This is a genomic window from Flavobacterium nackdongense, from assembly GCF_004355225.1.
Lineage (GTDB): Bacteria > Bacteroidota > Bacteroidia > Flavobacteriales > Flavobacteriaceae > Flavobacterium > Flavobacterium nackdongense.
The window spans coordinates 3,127,082-3,147,594 of the sequence record NZ_CP037933.1; the positions used below are offsets into that span (position 1 = coordinate 3,127,082).

24 protein-coding genes and 1 tRNA gene are annotated in these 20,513 nt (G+C 28.7%); 21 read left to right on the forward strand and 4 right to left on the reverse strand.

Going from position 1 to position 20,513, the window contains the following annotated elements:
* Window positions 1–15 precede the first annotated feature (15 nt).
* Both E1750_RS13340 and E1750_RS13345 read left to right on the forward strand, forming a co-directional pair.
* Window positions 16–88 (forward strand) — tRNA-Met (locus E1750_RS13340).
* A 207-nt stretch (window positions 89–295) separates the two neighbouring features.
* Window positions 296–1,504, forward strand: a complete 1,209-nt coding sequence (locus E1750_RS13345; RefSeq protein ID WP_133277261.1) for a site-specific integrase — start codon at window positions 296–298, stop codon at window positions 1,502–1,504.
* A gap of 3 nt (window positions 1,505–1,507) precedes the next feature.
* On the opposite strand, the gene E1750_RS13350 is transcribed toward E1750_RS13345, so the two are convergent.
* Together E1750_RS13350 and E1750_RS13355 are read right to left on the reverse strand one after the other, a co-directional pair.
* A complete protein-coding gene (locus E1750_RS13350) occupies window positions 1,508–2,110 on the reverse strand; it encodes a hypothetical protein (RefSeq protein WP_133277262.1) in 603 nt (200 codons plus the stop codon).
* A 196-nt stretch (window positions 2,111–2,306) separates the two neighbouring features.
* Complete coding sequence (locus E1750_RS13355; RefSeq protein WP_227873894.1) at window positions 2,307–2,537, reverse strand: helix-turn-helix domain-containing protein; 231 nt, start codon at window positions 2,535–2,537, stop codon at window positions 2,307–2,309.
* Window positions 2,538–2,622: 85 nt separating this feature from the next.
* Here E1750_RS13355 and E1750_RS13360 point away from each other — a divergent pair, with 85 nt between their 5' ends.
* The 19 genes from E1750_RS13360 to E1750_RS13450 all read left to right on the forward strand — a co-directional run bounded on the left by E1750_RS13360 (window position 2,623) and on the right by E1750_RS13450 (window position 18,190).
* The gene (locus tag E1750_RS13360) at window positions 2,623–3,297 is read left to right on the forward strand and encodes a DUF4919 domain-containing protein (RefSeq protein WP_133277264.1); all 675 of its coding nucleotides are present in this window, start codon (window positions 2,623–2,625) and stop codon (window positions 3,295–3,297) included.
* A gap of 34 nt (window positions 3,298–3,331) precedes the next feature.
* Window positions 3,332–3,940, forward strand: a complete 609-nt coding sequence (locus tag E1750_RS13365; RefSeq protein ID WP_133277265.1) for a hypothetical protein — start codon at window positions 3,332–3,334, stop codon at window positions 3,938–3,940.
* A 121-nt stretch (window positions 3,941–4,061) separates the two neighbouring features.
* Complete coding sequence (locus E1750_RS13370) at window positions 4,062–4,457, forward strand: hypothetical protein (RefSeq protein ID WP_133277266.1); 396 nt, start codon at window positions 4,062–4,064, stop codon at window positions 4,455–4,457.
* Window positions 4,458–4,475: 18 nt separating this feature from the next.
* A complete protein-coding gene (locus tag E1750_RS13375; RefSeq protein ID WP_133277267.1) occupies window positions 4,476–5,468 on the forward strand; it encodes a tetratricopeptide repeat protein in 993 nt (330 codons plus the stop codon).
* A gap of 4 nt (window positions 5,469–5,472) precedes the next feature.
* Window positions 5,473–6,501: a hypothetical protein gene (locus tag E1750_RS13380; RefSeq protein ID WP_133277268.1), complete on the forward strand. Its 1,029-nt coding sequence runs from the start codon at window positions 5,473–5,475 to the stop codon at window positions 6,499–6,501.
* Window positions 6,502–6,512: 11 nt separating this feature from the next.
* Window positions 6,513–6,941, forward strand: coding sequence for a hypothetical protein (locus tag E1750_RS13385; RefSeq protein WP_133277269.1), 429 nt, complete (start codon window positions 6,513–6,515; stop codon window positions 6,939–6,941).
* A gap of 11 nt (window positions 6,942–6,952) precedes the next feature.
* On the forward strand, window positions 6,953–7,453 hold the full coding sequence (locus tag E1750_RS13390; protein WP_133277270.1) for a hypothetical protein: 501 nt from the start codon (window positions 6,953–6,955) through the stop codon (window positions 7,451–7,453).
* Between the two features lie 2 nt (window positions 7,454–7,455).
* Window positions 7,456–7,635 carry a hypothetical protein gene (locus E1750_RS13395; RefSeq protein WP_133277271.1) on the forward strand — a complete coding sequence of 60 codons (180 nt, stop codon included), beginning with the start codon at window positions 7,456–7,458 and terminating at the stop codon, window positions 7,633–7,635.
* A complete protein-coding gene (locus tag E1750_RS13400; protein ID WP_133277272.1) occupies window positions 7,635–9,113 on the forward strand; it encodes a hypothetical protein in 1,479 nt (492 codons plus the stop codon). Before E1750_RS13395 ends, E1750_RS13400 begins: the two co-directional genes overlap by 1 nt.
* 23 nt (window positions 9,114–9,136) lie before the next feature.
* Window positions 9,137–9,484 (forward strand): hypothetical protein, encoded by a 348-nt coding sequence (locus E1750_RS13405; protein ID WP_133277273.1) that lies wholly within the window; start codon window positions 9,137–9,139, stop codon window positions 9,482–9,484.
* 94 nt (window positions 9,485–9,578) lie between these two features.
* On the forward strand, window positions 9,579–10,391 hold the full coding sequence (locus tag E1750_RS13410) for a hypothetical protein (RefSeq protein WP_133277274.1): 813 nt from the start codon (window positions 9,579–9,581) through the stop codon (window positions 10,389–10,391).
* Between the two features lie 243 nt (window positions 10,392–10,634).
* A complete protein-coding gene (locus E1750_RS13415; protein ID WP_133277275.1) occupies window positions 10,635–11,603 on the forward strand; it encodes a replicative DNA helicase in 969 nt (322 codons plus the stop codon).
* A gap of 162 nt (window positions 11,604–11,765) precedes the next feature.
* On the forward strand, window positions 11,766–12,890 hold the full coding sequence (locus tag E1750_RS13420; protein WP_133277276.1) for a reverse transcriptase family protein: 1,125 nt from the start codon (window positions 11,766–11,768) through the stop codon (window positions 12,888–12,890).
* Between the two features lie 230 nt (window positions 12,891–13,120).
* Window positions 13,121–13,465 carry a hypothetical protein gene (locus E1750_RS13425; RefSeq protein ID WP_133277277.1) on the forward strand — a complete coding sequence of 115 codons (345 nt, stop codon included), beginning with the start codon at window positions 13,121–13,123 and terminating at the stop codon, window positions 13,463–13,465.
* A gap of 117 nt (window positions 13,466–13,582) precedes the next feature.
* Window positions 13,583–14,476, forward strand: coding sequence for an AAA family ATPase (locus tag E1750_RS13430; protein ID WP_133277278.1), 894 nt, complete (start codon window positions 13,583–13,585; stop codon window positions 14,474–14,476).
* Window positions 14,457–15,434 carry a DUF3871 family protein gene (locus tag E1750_RS13435; RefSeq protein ID WP_133277279.1) on the forward strand — a complete coding sequence of 326 codons (978 nt, stop codon included), beginning with the start codon at window positions 14,457–14,459 and terminating at the stop codon, window positions 15,432–15,434. The genes E1750_RS13430 and E1750_RS13435 overlap by 20 nt, the downstream gene beginning before the upstream one ends.
* A 57-nt stretch (window positions 15,435–15,491) precedes the next feature.
* Window positions 15,492–15,740 carry a hypothetical protein gene (locus E1750_RS13440; protein ID WP_176582356.1) on the forward strand — a complete coding sequence of 83 codons (249 nt, stop codon included), beginning with the start codon at window positions 15,492–15,494 and terminating at the stop codon, window positions 15,738–15,740.
* Window positions 15,741–16,234: 494 nt separating this feature from the next.
* A complete protein-coding gene (locus E1750_RS13445; protein WP_133277280.1) occupies window positions 16,235–17,398 on the forward strand; it encodes a VapE domain-containing protein in 1,164 nt (387 codons plus the stop codon).
* 138 nt (window positions 17,399–17,536) lie between these two features.
* Complete coding sequence (locus E1750_RS13450) at window positions 17,537–18,190, forward strand: NUMOD1 domain-containing DNA-binding protein (protein WP_165698054.1); 654 nt, start codon at window positions 17,537–17,539, stop codon at window positions 18,188–18,190.
* Between the two features lie 58 nt (window positions 18,191–18,248).
* Here the strand turns inward: E1750_RS13450 and E1750_RS13455 are convergent, their stop codons facing one another.
* A complete protein-coding gene (locus tag E1750_RS13455) occupies window positions 18,249–19,199 on the reverse strand; it encodes an AAA family ATPase (RefSeq protein WP_133277282.1) in 951 nt (316 codons plus the stop codon).
* Window positions 19,200–19,257: 58 nt separating this feature from the next.
* A complete protein-coding gene (locus tag E1750_RS13460; protein WP_133277283.1) occupies window positions 19,258–20,511 on the reverse strand; it encodes an ApeA N-terminal domain 1-containing protein in 1,254 nt (417 codons plus the stop codon).
* Window positions 20,512–20,513 lie beyond the last annotated feature (2 nt).

Here is a 20,513-nt window from a genome sequence, read left to right on the forward strand (position 1 = left end):
TTGCACCCGAAACAACGCGGGATAGAGCAGTAGGCAGCTCGTCGGGCTCATAACCCGAAGGTCACAGGTTCGAGTCCTGTTCCCGCTACTATGTAAGTCATTCCGAAAGGAGTGACTTTTTTTATGCAACAAAATAAGGGTTGTTTGCTTCTTCCTTATTTTCTATAACTTCAAAATCATTAAAAATTAGGCTTACAAATAGGTTGCAATCCATTTTTAAATTGGGTTGCAAAAACAAACCAAATTGTACAATTAATAGTCTTAAACCAAATCATTAACTACCAATTCAAATTAAATGAAAAATCAATCAATTAAAATATTGTTTCTAATTTCTGCTACAAGAATAAATAAAAAAGGATTAGTTCCTTTAATTTGCAGAATTACGTATATAGGTAAAAGAAGATCATTTGCTTCGGGAATTTTTATCAATCCTTGTAACTGGCATAGTAGTCTTCAAATTGCTAAACCGCCTGGTAATGAAAATAATCTCATAAATACTCAACTGAGCCTGATTAAGCAAGAAATTAATCAGGCTTTTTTATTTCTAAAAGTTCAAAAAATGCAATTTGATGTTGATGATATTTACTTAAAATACAAAGGAGTAGATGTTAAACCTTCAAAAACATTAATGGAAGTTTTTACAATTCATAATGCCAAAATGAATTTACTTATTGGAATTGAATACACTAAATCCACTTATTCCAAATTTATTGAAGCCAAACAACATACTGAGGATTTTTTGTTCTATCACTATAAGAAGAAAAATGTTTTACTTGAAAATATAAATTTAAAATTCTTAGATGATTTTGATTTTTATCTTAAAACTCAAAAAGGATTTAAACAAATTACTATTAATAAAAGTATACAGAGGGTAAGAAAAATTATTAAATTAGCTATTGCAGAGGGATTTATTGTTACAGATCCATTTTTACTTTACAAACCTAAAAAAGTATTTAACAACGTTATTTATTTAACTACGGAAGAGTTACTTGGTTTGGAAAATTACAATTTTTCACAGCCTAGGTTAGATCAAGTTAGAGACTTATTTATATTTTGTTGTTATACTGGATTGCCATATCAAGAAATGGCGACTCTAACAAAAAAGAATATTATAAAAAAATTTGACGATAAACTTTGGATTGATATGTTTAGGATGAAAACGAAAAAGCAACTTACTATACCGTTACTGCCAAAAGCAATTTCAATACTGGAAAAGTACCAAAATAATAAAAATATACTTCCGCTAATCAGCAATCAAAAATTCAATTCATATATCAAAGAGATTGCAGAAATCATTGGTATTGAAAAAAACCTCACACACCACATTGCAAGAAAAACTTTTGCTACTACGGTTTTACTTTACAATGATGTGCCAATGGAAATTGTTTCAGAATTATTGGGACATTCCAAAATTTCTACAACTCAGGAACATTATGCGAAAGTAGTTCAAAAGAAAGTAAGTCAAGAAATGTCTAAACTATCACAAAAACTGAAAGTTATTTAAAATTTATAAAGCTTCAAAAACATATTCCCATTTAAAATAAATATGTTCTTTAGGCTTTTTGAATGGCTTTTCAAACCAACGGTATGGCTTGTTAGTTTTCCATAAAGAGTAAACATAAGATTCCATATTGCTTTTGTAGTGATTTACTTTTACATTTGCCATTAATTTTTTAGATTCGAGAATTTCATAGCCCTCGGGAGCGCAGCGTCTTGGGATTTTCTGTGCTGTAAGATGTGCTAATTGGATCAATAAATACGGCAAATTTTCATTCTGGATGGCATCAAATTCAGCTACTTGTAAACTTTGAATATCCTTTAACAAATCTAATTCTTTAATAGGTCTTCCAAAAAGTGAATAACTCGATTCACTATAGGTATATACTCCCTGATTAATTACAATTGGGGAGTTAAAACCTAAAGCATCACTCCTTAAAATTCGAATATCATTACGGATTGTTCTCTCGGAAATGCTGTTTATTCCTTGATGCTCGGAGAGTTTTTCAGCACACTTATCCATTAGAACTTCAATGGTGCAAATTAATTGAGGATTAGACAGGCACTCGTCTATAATCTTGTAGCGCAGTAGGGCATTTAAATTTGTTGGCATAAATAAAAAATTGCAGATAGACTGCATTTAGGTTTTATAGTATTGCAATGGTTGATAAAAATACCAAATTAAAATTAACAAACTATAAACACAAACCTATAATGATTCTAAATTAGAATAAAAAAGCTGGCTTTACGGAAAACCGTAAAGAGAATAAAAAATAACCATTTAGGTTTGTTAAGTAAAATTTTTGAAGTTAGTTATCAAAAATAAAAAACTCTGAAACATCAATTTGTAAAGTTTTAGAAATAGCATATAGAGTTGTTACAGAAGTGTTTATAACACCTCTTTCAATTCTACTTATTTGAGAGATTTCTACACCGAGTTCGTTTGCCAATTGTTCTTGAGTGAACCCTTTTGCTAAACGAAGCTGACGAAGATTAGCTCCAAAAGTAATTAATATGCTTTTTTTATCTTGATTATCCACAAGATAAAATTCGATTAATTAAGGAATTACTATATAGGCAAATTTGCTTATATTTGAAGAGCTTTTAATAAATATTTAAAACGATATGATAAAAAAATATGCACTTGCTTTTTTTATTCTTTTTTCAACAGTTGTTTTCTCTCAACAGAAACCCAACTATGAACTTATTGAAAAAAATATTAAAGATGAAAATCCTGAATATTACTACACTTCCTTATTAGAAAGATATAGAAAAGGGGATAAATCAATGACATTAAAACAATGTGAACACTTATATTATGGTTTTGCTTTTCAAGATAATTTTAAAAATTTTAGGTATAAGGCTTTGACAGATAGCATTGCAAAGTATGAAAAAAATGAAGATAAATTAGACCCTAAAAATATTTTAAAACAATTAGATTTTAGAAATCAAATATTAGAAAAAAGTCCATTTGATGTTAGTCATATATGGGGGAAAATAAACAGCCTGCATTTACTAAAAAGACAGAATGAGATTAATATTTGTTTTAATCAATTAGATATAATGCATAATGTGGTCAGGAATTCTGGTGATGGATTAACAAAAGAAACGGCATATTGCATTAATAATGTACAATTTGAGTGGTTCTTAATTAATTTATTGGACCTAAAAGCCACTAAAAATCCAGAGACAATTGATAAAATTTACGAGTATGTTTTGTTAGAAAAAAACGATAAAAACATTAATGGTTTATATTTTAATGTTGAAAAGGTACAATATACTATTGAATATCAAAATTAAAAACACATCTAATCAGTCATTTAACTAAATTATTATGAAATTATTCTTCCTTTTGTTACTATTTATACCATTAAACGAAATTAAAAAATCGCCATCGGACTTTGAAAATGAGCTAAATTACATTGTTAAAGATTTCAGAGAAGATATAATGGACGAATATAAGTGTAAAAAATTAATGAACAATGCAGGTTCTATTTTTGATGAAATTGAAGAAGAATTAAAGGAAACAAATAAGTTTACCCCCTATGAAATTAGCCAACTAAGAGAGCTAAAAACTAAAGCTGATGCTTTACAATCTTATATTGGAGGTATTGGAGGTTGTGCAAGTGCTATGTTTCCAACTTTTAAGGAATTTGAAATAGCAAATCAAATGGTACGTGGATCCGTTACTTATGCTAATCAAGGAAAATTTTGTGTAGATTTTATATCGGTCACAATAGGAAATTATGTCGTTTATATGGCTAAAAACAATACTTCAACAAATTATATGGTAAAATACAATTGGAAAAATAATACCGGAACTTCAAAAGGAAATGGAACTATGGGACTCCCTGAAAAAACAGTCAGGAGCATTTACAATAATAGAAGTAATCAAACACAAAATAGAATTACGATTGTGGGAGTTACTTGTACTCCAATTTGAATAATGTAAAATTTAAATTTAAGAAAACATAAAAGCAGAGAAGCTGAAAACTGAATAGAGTAAGCAAAAAAAAATCTATTTTAAAATGAAAAAATTAATTTTCACACTAGCATTTTTGCTGATGACAATTGCAAATTTTGGTCAAAATATTACCTATTCTAAAGATTATTTAGGAAATACTGTCGCAAAAGATCAATACGGAAATGTTTTAGCTACAGGATCAACAGATTACTTAGGAAACTTTGTTTGGAAAGACAAATATGGAAATGTAATAAATACTGAATCAAAAGATTACACTGGAAATACAGTAAAAAAAGATAGTTATGGTAATGTTCAAACTACACAATCTACAGATTATTTAGGAAATGAAGTAGTAAAAGACCAATACGGGAATATTATTTATACTTTATCTGAAGATTATCTTGGAAATATTGTCAAAAAAGACAAGTACGGAAATGTACTTGGAACCTATAAAAAAGACTATTTAGGTAATTGGGTTTATTATCCTAATAAATAACAATAAAAACAAAACATTATGAAAAGAATAATCCTACTCTTTATGATATTATTAGCAATGTCTGGGTACTCACAAAACAGATATTCGAATTATTCAACAGCTAAAATGGAACCATTAACACAAGCTGAAATAATGGCAGTTCCTTTGGCATTACAAGCCAAATACGATAATAATCAAAAATATTTGTATCAATTAAAAAAATGGGTGCTTGAATTAAAAACATCCATTAAGATAGAACCCTTTTTGGGGAGATTAGAAGGGGAATATAGTGTTTTAACTTCAATGGAAAACGATGATTTAGCTCGTGCTACCAAATTATTAAACCAGAGAGAAATTGGAATTCAAGAAATTATTACAGAATATAATTTATTCATTTCTAAACAAAGCTCTCAAATCCAAACAACTCAAGGTTTAACTGAAAGTAAAAATCCACAAACAAGTGAAGATGAAAATTATGGAAATAAGGGTTTTGAATCTTATAAAAATAAAAACTTTACTAATGCTATACTCTATTGTTCAAAAGCCCTAGAAATAGAGCCAGAAAACACCGACATACTTTTTTTAAGAGCATTGTCAAAAAGCGAAATGAACGATAGATACGGAGCAATAAATGACTACGATAAGATAATATCAATGGAGGGAAGAATTACGCCTATAAGTTATAAATTCTCTACTGTTTATAACAATAAAGCCTATTGTTTAGTATGTCTTGGAGAATATAATACAGCGATGCCCTTTATTCAAAAAGCATTGCAATTAGACCAGACAGAATGGTATATCTGGGATACAAGAGCAGAAATTTTCTTGAATCTAGGGGAATTCGACAAATGTATTTCTGATTGTACAAAAGCAATAAGCATCAAAGCAAATGGAAACTCTTTTTTGGTTAGAGGATTGGCATATATTAAAAAAGGAGAAAAAACTAAAGGTTGTCAAGATTTATCAAAAGCAGGAGAATTGGGCGAAGATACTGCATATCAAAAAATAAAAGAACACTGTAACAGAAAATAAAAAAATGACAACAATTTTAATATTTATAATAATTATTACTTTGTTTATTTTCCTTATATCCAATGCTAAAACTAATAATAAAAACAATAATAAACAAGGGGATTTAAAACGATCCAGTTATGATGGTGCAATTCCTATAGACATAAAATTAGATCGATGTGATTATATATGTAATGATCCTTCAAAGTATAAATTTCATCTTATGATTTACCATTATATTTCAAAAGATCAAGTAAAACAAATTAGTTTACAACAAATTGCGAATAGTTTTAATTGCCACTCATCCGACGCAAAAGAGGTTTTTTTTAAGAAATTAAGAACTTTTAAACTGGAGTTTGTTATAAAAAAAAGAGACGAAAGAGTTTATGAAATGCATAAACACCTACAATCACGGAATTTAACTATTAAACCAGAAGATACACCAGCTGCATTTATGGAGGAATGGATTAATGAATATATTGAAAATAAAGAATACCAATATCGAAAAAGAACAAAGCTTGAAGTTATAGAAGATATAGTGGCATTATATCCCGAATATGGAAAAATCATTATTTTGGGTAATAAAGAATTAGAAGAAAAGTATTTAGATGACAATCCTTTTGTGTTAGATTTAATAATGGATGAACTTGCATATTCGGATGAGCCAGCTGAAAGATGCCGTTTAAAAGCGATTAAGGTTAGGTGGAATGATGATGATTTTAAAGAAGCTTTTAGAATAATTGATTTAGGATTAGAATTTAACGACCCTTACACGGAACCTTTTCTTTACTCATTAAAAGTTGATTGCTTTGAGAAGCTTTCAAATTATACTCTTGCGCTAGAAAATATGAACAAAGCAATAGAGTCAATACAAAAGAACCTTCCTGATAATTTTTATCAAATATGTTGTTTTTATAAAACTAGAAGTGAAATTAAAGATAAACTTAATGATATAATTGGAGCAATGCAAGACAAGGAAAAAGCTGAAATATTCGACTCAAAATATGAAGCTAACAAAACAGCTGATGAAAATTATAACGATTTACCATTTTAAAAATAAATAATATGATTTGGGCAATTATATTCGGAATAGCAGTAGTTTTTATCTTTAATATTGTTTCTAATAATTTTAAAGATAAAGTATCTCTGGCAGGAACAAGCTTAGAAGAAAAATTTAGTATCCTAATCAGCAAAATTAATGATGAGGCATTTAACGGCGAAGCAATCGTAACCAAAGGTTCTATAAATGGATGTTTGAATATTTTCAATCCAAACGGTAGTCAACACTTTGTAGAAATTATGTATAGCTATGGCAATTTACAAATTACTTGGAAATATAAATACTACCAAAAAGAAATGATTTATAATAGATCATTTCTAAACATTAGAAATTTAAGTTCATTTGAGGAAATTAAAGTTGCAAATATTCTAATTCAAGAAGTTAGTGATAAAATTGAAAATCATAAATTAATTGTAATGAAAGATTTATATTAAAAAATACATAAATGAAAAAACTACAACTTTTTATAATATTATTTCCAATAATATCTATATCACAAGATCGAATTTCAGCTTCAGTTGGGAATAATGAGATTTATATTGAAACGTATAAACACTATGAGTTTGACGATAGTTATTCTCTACAAAAAGCTTATAGATTAGGTCCGTCAAGTGCTAAAGTTTTAAAAGACGGAATCAAAACAGCGGTTAAATGGGCGGAACTTAACCAAAAGTATAATAGAGAATTTAATAAAGAAATTTCTCGTTTCAGTGTTATGGAAAAAGAAATTTATAAATTTTATCAAAAATATATAAATGAATTTTCAGATGAATTAATAATGACATTTAAAGGATTAGAGTCAGGGGAATTTGAATTTGAAATAAAAAACAATGATGATTTTATAGATTTTATAAGAATTAATGATTTGGAAATGTTAATTAATTTTCAAAACCTAATAAATGGAAAATCTGTAAATAATGAAATAGACGAACTTTTTAAAAAATAAATATGAAAACATTAAAAATTATTTTTGGAGTATTATTACTAATAGGTCTTTTGGGATCAATTATAAGTTTTTTCAAAGAAGTCAATACTTATGAAGCATCCGATTTATTCGGTCATTTAATAGCAATAGCTTTAATTTCTTGGGCTGTATATGCGTTATTAAAACCATCTAAAACTACATAATGAAAAAACTATCAATATTAATATGCTTGATTATTTCAAGCTTTACTGTCTTAGCACAATATAAAGTTAAAACCGTAAAAAGACCTGACGGAATTACCCTCAACTATTTTAATCCTATTCCGGTAGCCAGAGCTAATAACTGGGATGCTGGACTATCCTTGTATAAAAACCCAGACAATAACACCTACTTTGTTGCAATTTCAGTGGTGTTTAAAAATGCAGTTGCTAAAGAATTGAACGGAAATTTATTGATCCAAACAACTGGCAAAAATGGGATTTCTTTAGAACCAATTTATAATAGATTAGTTACTATGAATGGAAGAGAAGTTGCAGCATCTATGTATTATTTAACAGAAAGAGATATAAACGAACTTAAATCAAATCCGACAAAATTGATTTCTTTTAATCTAAATGATGAAATTATTGCATTGAATCTAACCGAAAATAGAGATGTATTAATAAAAGAGTTTTCAATATTAAGCAACATACGTGTTTTGAAAACACAAACGAAAGGATTAGACTCATTAAAACAAGCTAAAAAAGAAGAGTTAAGACATAAAGCTTTTTTGCAAAATACTGGTAAATTAAAGATTACACAAGACTCAAATTATAATAAATTAAAAATTTCAAGCGGTCAATATTTAAAAAACACTTCTATTGGTGAATCTGAAAAGGATAAAAATATAAATTTAGAAACCGAGATCATTGCTGATGACATAGAAGGTTCTATAATTCATAATAGAAGTGACAAAGCCATAGATAAATATAAAAACTATAAACTATTTGGATTAATGCTGCTTTTTGGTTTAATATTTTTTGTAATGTTTCGATTTAATAACAAAGGTGTTAGAGTAAATAAAAAAACTAATAAAGTAAAATCACAAAATGCAAGTATTAATAATAGTTTACGTGAAAAACAATTTCTCGAATTTACAGATATAGAAAGACGTGAACTAATGTTGAAATATGCGATTGACTTAGATTCTGGTAAAAATGTTATTACTGAACGAATATTAACTAACAAGAAATTAAGGTTTGATGGATTATATATCGGAAGCCAAAGATTTACTAACAGATTTACACAAGAACTAAATACATATATAGCTATTTTTAAATTCAATGAAAATGGGCTTGTTATTTTTACCGATTATACAGAAGAAAATATTAACATAAAAATTAATTTGAATATGTTGAGAGAATTAAAAAAAGAGCTTTCTAAAGTTGAAATTTATGAACCTTTCGAAGGTATAGCTAAGTATGAATCCTTCCAAAATGACACAATCAAAATGAAGTTTTTTGAACAGAATCATAGAAATAATGAAATAGATGAAGACAAATTTTTTAGTTGGTATGGTAAAATATTGAATGAAAAATTAATTTTATCACGGAACGAATCTTTTTTTAGTTATGATAAAAACTCAGTAGTCGTGGGAACTGCCTTTAATGACATTGAGTTTGCTTTTTTAAATTTAAAATAAAAAATAATTTTATTTACTCAAAATTGAAACCACCTCCAGAAAAATACACCAAAGAAATCATCATAAACAAACTCATTGAATCTTGCTTAAATTTCGATGCCAAGATTTTTAAACCCTATTTACAATCTGAAATAGTTACTACGGATACACCAGATAAAAAAAGATTTTATTGGTTTTTCCAGAAAATGCTTTTATCGGAAAAAGACAATTCTATAGAGCCAATGAGTTTTAAAATTGAAAAGGTGCATTGGGAGAAAGATGAAGATGTAAAATATTATAATTTATACGATAGTGTACATAAATATTCACGTCTGAGCCTAAGAATTAAAGAAACTGAAAATCAAATTTACTTAGAAACTATGCCGTTTTAAAAAAAATAGGTTTATGAACTCAGAGCAAAAAACAACACTCTCACCCCAAATTTAAATGACAGAAAGCTTTTAAAACTAAAATTATAATAAGACAATGACCCAACTTGATGCTTTTATCTATTTTTTAGAACGAATGGATTTGGAAATGTTAGATGAAATTCTAACCGAAGACATTTCCTATTGTGGCACTACAAAAAAGATATTCTTGGAAAAATTAGCAGGTATTTTTAAATATAATACCTCTTTAAATAATAAAACTCTTGCAGTTAAAAAATCAAAAAAGAATCAAAATTGTATAAAATTTGTTTGTTGGAATAATACATATTGGGAAAACAGATTGCTAGTTACAGAAAGTAAAGGTTCAATCATTTCCTTTGTTAGTAAGAGAAAAAACAATTTACATTCTAAATCCCACTTTAGAATATACAAAGATGAGAAAATTGGTTTTGTAAAAAGTGCTGATTTTATTATACTTCAAAATAATTGTAAGAATGCTATTAATTTATTTAGTGGGAGAATTCTAACCACAGAATTTATTCATAATTGGGTTAGCGTTTTCCGTTGTTTATATAAAGAAATTAATGAGGAATCAATTATTAAAAATATTAGATATTTTGAAGAGTTTGTTGAGTTTTGGGAAGCTACCTGTTATGAGGAAGAATTAATTCAAAAATATACTTTAGCAGAAGAGGCTTTAAACGAATACCGTACAACAGATGAATTGGAATGGATTAAAAGATATGCATACATATTTTACTGTGAATTAATCCCTGGTAATACCTGCGCAGAATATCTTTGTGATGAAACATACAGATTTAAAGAAGGAAATATTATATACGAATCGAAAGAACTCTATTTAGTTTATAAATTCACAGATTTATATAATAGTTTACCTCGTTGTTTTTAATGGTATTGAATATAAACCAGAAAATAAAACTATTTTATAAATCATCTTTCAATAATAGCCAAAGCATTATGAACTACAAAAACTGCAAAATATTAAAAAGATATCTTTTATTCTAAAGCAATTATTTGATAAATTTATGACGCCTATTGAAAAACAAATTCATTTTCAAAATTTCTTCAAAAAACAAATATAATTTCCATCTAGAATAACTTCTTAAATATAACCTATAATAGCATCCCTCAAATGAAAATAAACAATCCATCAACATCCATTAATTCACTATTTGAAAATCTTATACAAAATATTGAATCCAAAGAGGAAAATAAAAATATAATACCAACGTTATTCTCGCTTTTGGATCAAAAATTTGGCGGAATATCATTAGGGGAATTAATCGTAATTGGTGGGAGACCTAGTATGGGAAAAACCCAGTTTGCGGTAAATTTAGTTTCAAATATCTGCCAGCAGAATCCCGTTTTGTATTTTTCTTTTGACTTATTGCCTAAAGATTTGACTGCTCGTTTTGTATCGTGCAGAACAAATATTCCGGTCAATAAAATAATAAACAGACAGCTTATGGGCGAGGAAATTGAAAAAATTAAATCAGTAACGAAAGATTTTAAAAATAGTTCTGTTTTTATAAGTGACGTAAGCAGTATTGTTATAGAAAACATTTTGGCAGAAATACATAGTTATGTAACAAACTATGGCGTTAGAGTAGTTGTTATAGACTATCTGCAATTAATGGGTTCATCTAAAATTAATTTTGGCAGGGAAGCTGAAATAGGGCATATTTGTAAAGTTTTGAAAAACTGTGCCAAAGAGCTCAATATCTCCTTAATCTTATTAAGTGGGTTAAGCAGATCCGTTGAACTGAGAGGCAGTAGCAAAAAGCCACAACTTATTGATTTGAGAGAAAGTGGCTCTATAGAGCAATTAGCAGATAAAGTTTGGTTGCTTTACAGACCCGAATATTATTTAATAGATGAACTTGATGATGATTGTGGTACTCCTTCTGATTGTATATTGACCCTTATTGTTGCAAAAAACAAGAATGGAATCAATGGGGAATGTTATTTTAAAAGAAATATAAATTTTACAGAATTTAAAAACATTGAAGAACCAAGTAATGATTTTGAATTACTTCCTTCAAGACTACGAGAAATAGAAAAACCATTTGAGAAGTTTTCAGATGATGATGCTCCTTTTTAAAATATAAAAAAGCCGTTGGAAAAAGTTATGAAGTCAAGCATTAAAAGAATGACTTAGAGATTGTGTTCCGCAATCCAATCAAAATTGTTGCTAGGTACTAAAGACAGCAGTTTACTGCGTAAACAGCTATGTCAAAGATAATTATACAACGGCTTTAAAAAAATGAAACACAAATTATTATTAGATAAAATACATTCCAGAATAGAAGATTACAATAGATACTTCTATAGTTCTGAAAACGATGTTATCTTTCGTTTTGAGCAGAAATTCTTTGTTACAAAACTGCTTTCTATCGTTACCATTCCAGATTTAAAAATCCTATTTAAGGTACATTTAAGTTATATTGAAAAAGTGATTAACGAACCGAACTACACCAGTTTTTTAATTCCAAAAAAAAACGGTGGTAATCGTTTAATTCAATCGCCAGAATCCGATTTAAAGAAGATTCAGATGAAGTTGAATTTTTACTTGCAACAGTATTACCATTGGATACGACCTGATGGAATATATGGCTTTGTAATTAATCCCAATAAGAAAGAGAAAATTTGCAACATTGTAGAAAATGCAAAAGTCCATACCAATCAAAAATATGTGTTAAATCTTGATTTGAAAGATTTTTTTCCTTCCATAAAAGCATACAGAGTAAAAGAATTATTTTTATCGGAATATTTTAAATTTAGCGACTGCGTAGCAACTGCTTTAGCTTTACTGACTACCTACGAAGGAAAATTGCCAATAGGAGCGCCAACATCCCCAGTACTCTCTAATTTTATTTGTTTGGAATTAGACGCTGATTTAGTTGCTTTCTGCAATAAAAATCAAATCAATTTTAGTCGATACGCTGATGATTTGACCTTTTCATCCAATAATGAAATCACTGATGAAACCATCAATATCATATCAGAAATCATAAAAAAAAATCAATTTTCAATAAACCCTAAAAAGACCCGTCTTAAATCTTCTAATAGAAAACAAACTGTTACGGGATTGGTGGTTAACAAAAAAGTAAATGTTGACCGCAAGACAATTAAGATGGTCAGAGCTATGCTTTATGATGCTTCAAATAATGGAATAACAATTGCTGCAATAAAGCATTTAAAATTAGATAGAAATGCAAATGTTGTAGATGTATCTTATTTTTTGAATCGTCTTGATGGATATATTAATTTTATAAGCCAAGTAAAAGGGGATGATGATTTATTGGTATTGAAATTCAAAAGTGAATTCAAAAATTTAGCAAAAATGAAAACTAAACATATAAAATCCAATTCATATAACAATTCTTAGTTTTCGAAATCTTAGATTAGAATACTACACTTTACAGGCTAAGCTTTTTAATTAAAGTTGAGCCTTTTTTTATTTTTTGAAATTTTTTGAAATTTTTTTGAAAAATTATCGTGTACGTACTTTAAGCTAACAAACACAGCCCACCCTTTTGTAGAATTGGGTAATAGCCCCGCATCGTTTGAATGTGGGAATTCTCAAAAATGTATAATAATCTTTAAATTTTAAAAACTATGGTTACAATTATCGATTTTAAAACATTCACTAAAGACAATGGTGAAAATTTCTACGGACTAGTAGTTCAAGGTGGTATTGAAGCAACAAGAAGCCTTCAATCTGGAAAAATGTACTTTACTGCAAAAACTGCAACAGTACCAACAACATTTAACGAAACAACTTGCAAAAGTTTAATCGGAACTACACTTGATGGAAGTGTTAAGAAAGTAGAGTGTGACTCCTACGATTACACAGTTAAGGATACTGGTGAAATCATTCAGCTTTCACACCGTTACGAGTACATTACTAATGAGGAAGAGATTCTCCACAAAAATCTGATTCCAGAAGAAGTGGTGGCATAAGCAGATTCACATAAAAACAAAAAGGGAATCCAAATCAATGGAATCCCTTTTTTTATGCCACGAACTTAAATGATCCCAATTAATCTAAAAAAAATATAAATCAAATACATCATAATTATGAAACTACAACAAGCAAAACGACATCAAGTAAAATTACGAATTGGACTTTCAGGTCCGAGTGGATTTGGTAAAAGTTTTTCCGCATTATTATTAGCCTATGGAATGACCAACGACTGGAAGAAAATAGCCTTAATTGACACTGAAAACAATAGTGCAAGCCTATACTCACATTTAGGAAATTTCAATGTGTTATCATTAGATGAACCTTTTACTCCTGAACGCTACATTAAAGCTATTCAATTATGCGAACAAGCTGATATGTCTGTAATTATTATAGATTCTATCAGCCACGAATGGCAAAGCAAGGGCGGATGCCTTGAAATCCACGAACAATTGGGGGGCAGGTTCCAGGACTGGGCAAAAGTAACTCCAAGACACAATGCTTTTTTAGATGCTATCATTCTTTCAAAATGCCACGTCATTACCACAAGCAGAAGAAAGGTAGATTATAGCATTGACAAGGGTTCCGATGGCAAAACTAAAGTGAGTAAACTCGGAATGAAAGAGATTACTAGAGAAGGATTCGAGTATGAACTTACAGTAAACTTTGAATTTTTGAACGATAATCATCTCGTATCAGCTTCCAAAGACAGAACAGGGCTATTTGCTGGAAAACCTGAGTTTATTATCAATTCTTCAACAGGTAAAAAGTTAATAGATTGGTGTAATGAAGGAATTTCTATCGAGCAAATTAAAAACGAAATCAATTCCTGTACAACTGAGGAGAGTTTAAAATTAATATATGCTCAATACCCACATTTGAGTAAAGAACTTTATCCAATAGTTGTGGCACGAAAAGAAGAATTAGACAACTTATCAAGCCAAGTAATCCCCAACGAGCAAATTATTCAACAACCTAATCCGCAAGAAAATGAATTTAGTATTAAATAACCAAGAGCATCAAATTATTGATGAAACGGAAGTAATTGTATTTCCAAAACGAAACTTCATTGAAGCCAATACTATTTGCGTGGATATGGAACACCTTAAAAATGATTGTACAATTCCAGTGTTTGCCAAGGATAATGAATGCACTATTTCACACTACGAATTTATCAACAGTACCAAAGAAGTTGTAGAAGATATTTTGGATTACAAAGGGGTTTTAAAGCCCGATATTAGAGTATCTCACGTTATCAAAGGTAGAGTTCCAACAGCCATTGGTAAGCCAGCAAAAGAACTTCTAGATGAGGAAAAAACTATCTATTATGAACGTTGTGCCTTTGTTATTGAAGTTCCAGAAATCAGTGAAATAATTAATGGTAACAAACTAAACTTAACCATCGGCGGAGTTAGGAGTTACAATCAAGAGAATCTTTTTAGTAAAAAATCTATGGAGAAATTCAAAGTGTTTGTAGGTTTCCAGAATACTGTTTGTACAAATTTGTGCATCTCAACGGATGGCTTAAAAGAAGATGTAAGGATTAGTTCAGTTTCAGAATTAAAGGCAAAAGTGTACGAGTTAATAAATAACTACAAGAAAAAGGAGCATCTAAATAATCTCGAAAAAATGAATGAATTGTGCTTAACAGAAGCTCAATTTTGTCATTTAGTTGGAAAGATGAAGTTGTATTCTCATCTGGAAAAAGAGGAAAAACAAAACTTATTCCCATTAGCAGTAAATGATTCACAACTAAACATAGTGCTAAGAGATTACAATGTAGATCCACATTTCAGCAAATCAGAAAATAAGACAATCAATTTCTGGAAGTTGTACAATTTGCTAACAGAAGCCAATAAAAGCACCTATATAGATAGCAACTTAGAACGGAACGTTAATGCGTATGCTTTTGTAAATCACCTAGCCAAAAGCATCGAAAATCAATCTCACAATTGGTTTCTACATTAAATAATATAGCTAACAAGTACTTTATGTAGTCGCTTAGTTATTCCTAAATTATTAATTATGTCTGACCAAGAATTGGCGGAATTGCTGAAACATAGCAATCCAAAAGAAATCTATGTTGTCACTTGGAACAACCGTTTATTGCGGTTAAAATGCCCTTTCAGAGTTGAAGTTATAACTAATGTTGGCTTACTGCTGAAAGGAGAAATTGTTTTAGTTACTGAAATTAGGGTAACAAGGGAGATTAAAACAGTATACATAATAGAGATGAACGCCTATTATTACTATCACTTTGATATTCTTATATAAAATAGCTAACAGGAGTTTATATTGTATTTTGTAGCAATTACTTTTGAGACCGTTTCTCCTTCATAAAAAAACTACTGAAAACGTTAATCTAGATTAAAGCGATTTTCTGTGGATGCTAAATTCTTATTTTATAGTATCCATAGGACTTTGTTTTATTATCATCTAAAAATATTATAATATATAATCAAAACATATTAGAAAATACGTAAGAAAAAATTTGCTTTTTAGAAAAATATATATTATCTTTATGTTCAATTCTTCAGTAACCCGATCTGGGTTTCTATTAAAACTTCACCAACTAATTTTATCTTTTTGTTGAATCATTCAGCATCTAAATTTTTGTTTAACTCAAAATCATATGCATATGACATAGCGCAATTAACCAAATAATTTCATTCAATTGGACTAAAAATCAATAATTGAAGCTCAATGCTTTTCAAATACGTTTGATAAGTAAAGTACGGTAGAACTCTCGACCAAATGAAAGACGGATTATGATAAAGAGGAGAGATTTTAAGAAAAGAATAATATTAAAAATAATGATAATAATAGAGAAATATCTCAACAATAAATATACGTTTCAATATAACGTATTAACCAATAGAACTTTTATAAAAGCTAAAAAAGATAAGGATTTTAAACTTCTAGATGGTTATAAAATTAATTCTATAAAACGTGAATTAAACAATAATAAATATCCTTGTTCTCAATCGGACATAAAATCCCTTTTAGAGTCGGATTACGTACCAAAATTCAATCCGTTTGTAGATTACTTCGAAAAACTTCCTAAATGGAATAGAAAAACAGATTATATTCAACAATTAATTGATACCGTTAAAACAACAAATCAAGAAGATTTTGCGTGGGCATTTAAAAAATGGCTAGTTGCAATGGTTGCCTGTGCTATCGAAGATGATATTACAAACCAAGCAATTTTAATTTTCACTGGAGGTCAAGGTATTGGAAAAACTACTTGGATGGGCAAATTAGTTCCTGACACATTAAAGGATTATTTCTTTAGTGGCACAATTCAACCCAATAATAAAGATAACAATTTATTGCTTTCTGAACGCCTACTAATTAACCTTGATGAATTGGCTTCCTTTAATAAAAAACAAATTGAACTGTTTAAAGAAATGATTACAAAAGGCATAGTCTCAGAAAGAAGAGCTTATGGCCATTATACTGAAAACTATATTAGAAGAGCTTCTTTTGTTGGCAGTTCTAATCACAATGAAATATTAATGGATGTTACAGGAAATAGAAGATTCCTTTGTTTTGAAGCAAAAACAATCGAATTAGATCATACACTAAATATGGATTTAGTTTATAGTCAAGTAATGCACATTTTAAAGGAGGAAAATTTTAAATATTTTTTTGATTTAGAAGACATTGCCAGATTAGAAGAAAACAATAAAATGTTCAAACAATCTTGCGAAGAAGAAGAGTGGATTGAGGATTTATTTGATATTGTATCTAATAGCGATGCAAATATCTTATACTATAGCGCTAGTGAAATAATTGAATATATCAAAAAAAAGAAAAATTTTTACCAAAAAATTAGTCCAATCGATATTGGTAAAATTATGACTTCCAAAGGATTTGAAAGAAAAAAAATTAAAGGAAGCTGGAAGTATATAGTAAGATTAAAACAATAATAGGAGGGTAAGAAGGTAAGGAGGGTAGGTACTTTTCAAGACTTCATATAATACACTATTATATTTTATAATTTTAAAAATATGTTTTTCAGTAAAATTGCTTACCCTACCTGCCCTTATTTAATAAATTTTTATAATATGGAAAATAAAGCAGGAATAATATATAAGGTAATTAATAATGAAACCAACGAGGTTTATATTGGCGCAACAACTCAAACAATTGAGAATAGAAAAAAAGATCATATTCAAAAATCAAATACAGGGACTAATCGTAAATTTTATAATGCCATTAGCACATATGGACACGATTCCTTTAATTGGGTTCAAATTGATTCAGCAACTTCTTTAGATGAACTCGCTCAAAAAGAAATTAAATATATTTTAGAAAATGATTCACTTAAGAACGGTTACAATTCTGATAAAGGTGGTGGTATAAAGAAAACTGTTTATCAATACAATTTAGATGGTACTCCAGTTAATTCATTTGAAGACTTAACTTCAGCAGCAATTTCGATAAATACAACTAAAAAAGGTATAAGCAAAGCCTGTTGGAACGTAAATCATACTTTGGGCGGTTATTTATGGTCTTATGAACAAATGGAAAGATTTATTCCTGAGTCCGATAACAGAAAAAAAGTGGTTATTCAATACAACTTAAATGGTAATTTGTTTGCTCAATTCATTTCAGTTGCAGAAGCATCAAGGGAAACAGGTATTTCAAAATCCAGTATCGCTAAATGTTGTCGTAGAGAAAGAAAACAAGCAGGGGGATTTCTATGGAAATATTCCTAAAAATTAAGACGGTCTAAAAGCCGTCTTTTTTGTTTAAAAATATTAAATAAATTTAAAATTATTTAGTTTTTGAATTTTTTAATATTATTTCGGAAATTGAAGATTTACTAATGTTAAATTCTGTTTCCTTTAAGAGTTCTGCTATTTTTCGAACTGTGTTTCCTTCTGATGACAACCTTAAAACCTCACTGACCAATGGTGGATTATTTGTTTTTGAATTTTGATTTTTATCTGATTTTTTACCTGTATTATTAAAAATCCTATCGTCATCCATCTCCAATACAATACTCTTCTCTTTAAATTTACTTTCCAGAAAGTTGGCTTTTAATACCCATAAATCTTTTAATTTATTATTGTATTTATTAGGTCTTAATTCAAGTACAGCTCTCATTTTTGCTTCAAAGGCTTGACTACCTATAATGCTATCTTTACTAGGAGCATACTTCATAGTGCTTTTTCCGATATGATGTAAAAAAAGAATCAAACAATTATGTGCTTTAGCTAATTTATCATAATCATTTAGAAATTGCCTCACCTGAATATTAGAATTTAATTCTTTAGTAAACACATCTGTAAAGGCATCAATAACTATTAGGTCTACAGGTTCTTTTTCTAATTTTAATTTTAAATTATTTAGTAAATTTTCTGTTTCAAATAGAAATTCTAAATTCTTCAATAAACTTTTATCTAGAGCATCATTTTCATAATGAAAACGATTTACTTGTCTTCTTATGTTATAACTTACTGAGCTAGGATCATCTTCAGTACTGATGTAAAGCACCTTATTTGTTGTGCCTTCAATTCTAAAACCTAAAAAGGTATCTTGTTTTAATGCAATCGCTAAACTGAATTGCCTGAGAAATGTAGATTTGCCAGAATCTGAAGTTCCAACTAAGGATGCCAAACCCACTTTTTGTAGAAACGGATGTAACAGCTTTGGAATTGCTTCTGTTTCTGTATCGTATAATTCTAATGCGCTTTTAAAGTTTGATTTTAATGCATCAATCATAAACTATAATTTTGTCCAAATATATTGAATATATTACGGACAGGACAGAAAATAATTTCTATTTATTCAACTTTTTTAGACCTGTTTGTAAACGATTATTAAATTGAAACATATTATCAATTGTATGTCCTGAATTTATAAACATTTGTGATAGAATCAATGGATTAAAACCCAATTCTTTGAAAATACACAGTTTGGTTACTGTTTCAATATAAATGGAAGCGTAATACAATTCAAGTCCAGAAAAGGTTTCATCTTTTGGAGTTCGATGCGCTATATAGTTTCGTGAATCAACTACTTTTTTAATAAACTTGTAAAATTCGATTCTTTCGGGTAGTACTAATAGAAATTCCTCTTTTAACTCTTTTAATCTAGGTTGAAAATAAAGCTCCTTGCCAGTTTGTCTATATCTTCTGTGAAAAATTTCTATTGAAAAACAACTGTTTAAAAAAGCAATATGATTGCTTATTCTAGTTTGAAAATACCTGTCTAATAATAAATCTATACTATCAGACAAATCAATATTTTTAAACCAAGCCTGCAATATCATATTTATATCAAGTGCTAAATCATCAAATTTTGGAAATTTAACAGCATCTATTCCCGAGTTTTTAAAATTATATGTTTCCATAAAAAATTTCATCGAAATTAGTGAATCTAAATTTTCATACTTTATGTCTTTGTCAAAAAAAGTAAAAAAATCAGGGTTTTTATCATAAACCCCTATGAAAGCTAAAAACTTTTTGAATTTTTTATATACTTCAAGAAATTCCCAAAGTGATAATTTACTGTTGGCTTTTATTTTTAAAGTAACAAAATCATTTACTGCTAATCCTGTATCTCTTCCTAAACTTTGAGTAAGATAAAATCCAATTTCTAAATTAAACTTTTCAAAACTACCTAAATCAATAGGGTTGTGCTTGAATAGGGACAAATTATTTTCAAAAATATTTACTTCGTTGAAAATTCTTTTATTTAGCCACGTCCTTAGAGTGGGCATTATTATAGATAAACTTGAAAAAAATAAATCTTCTACATTATCGATTTGAATGCCACATATTATATATTTTACATTCAATTTCCCCTCAGATCCGCCAATACCAATTGAAGCCCCTCGAACATTACACTCTAATAACGAAACATATCCTAACCCTGTAAAAGCTCCTTTTATTAAATTGTACTTTTCTACACCTAGTAGGTTTATTGAAGCTTCTATCCAGAAATCATCTCCGTCCATAAATAGACGAACACCTTCTATTTTTTGAAAGTCATCATCATTGGGTAGAAATATGTGTCCGAAGTAGGATTGCATAA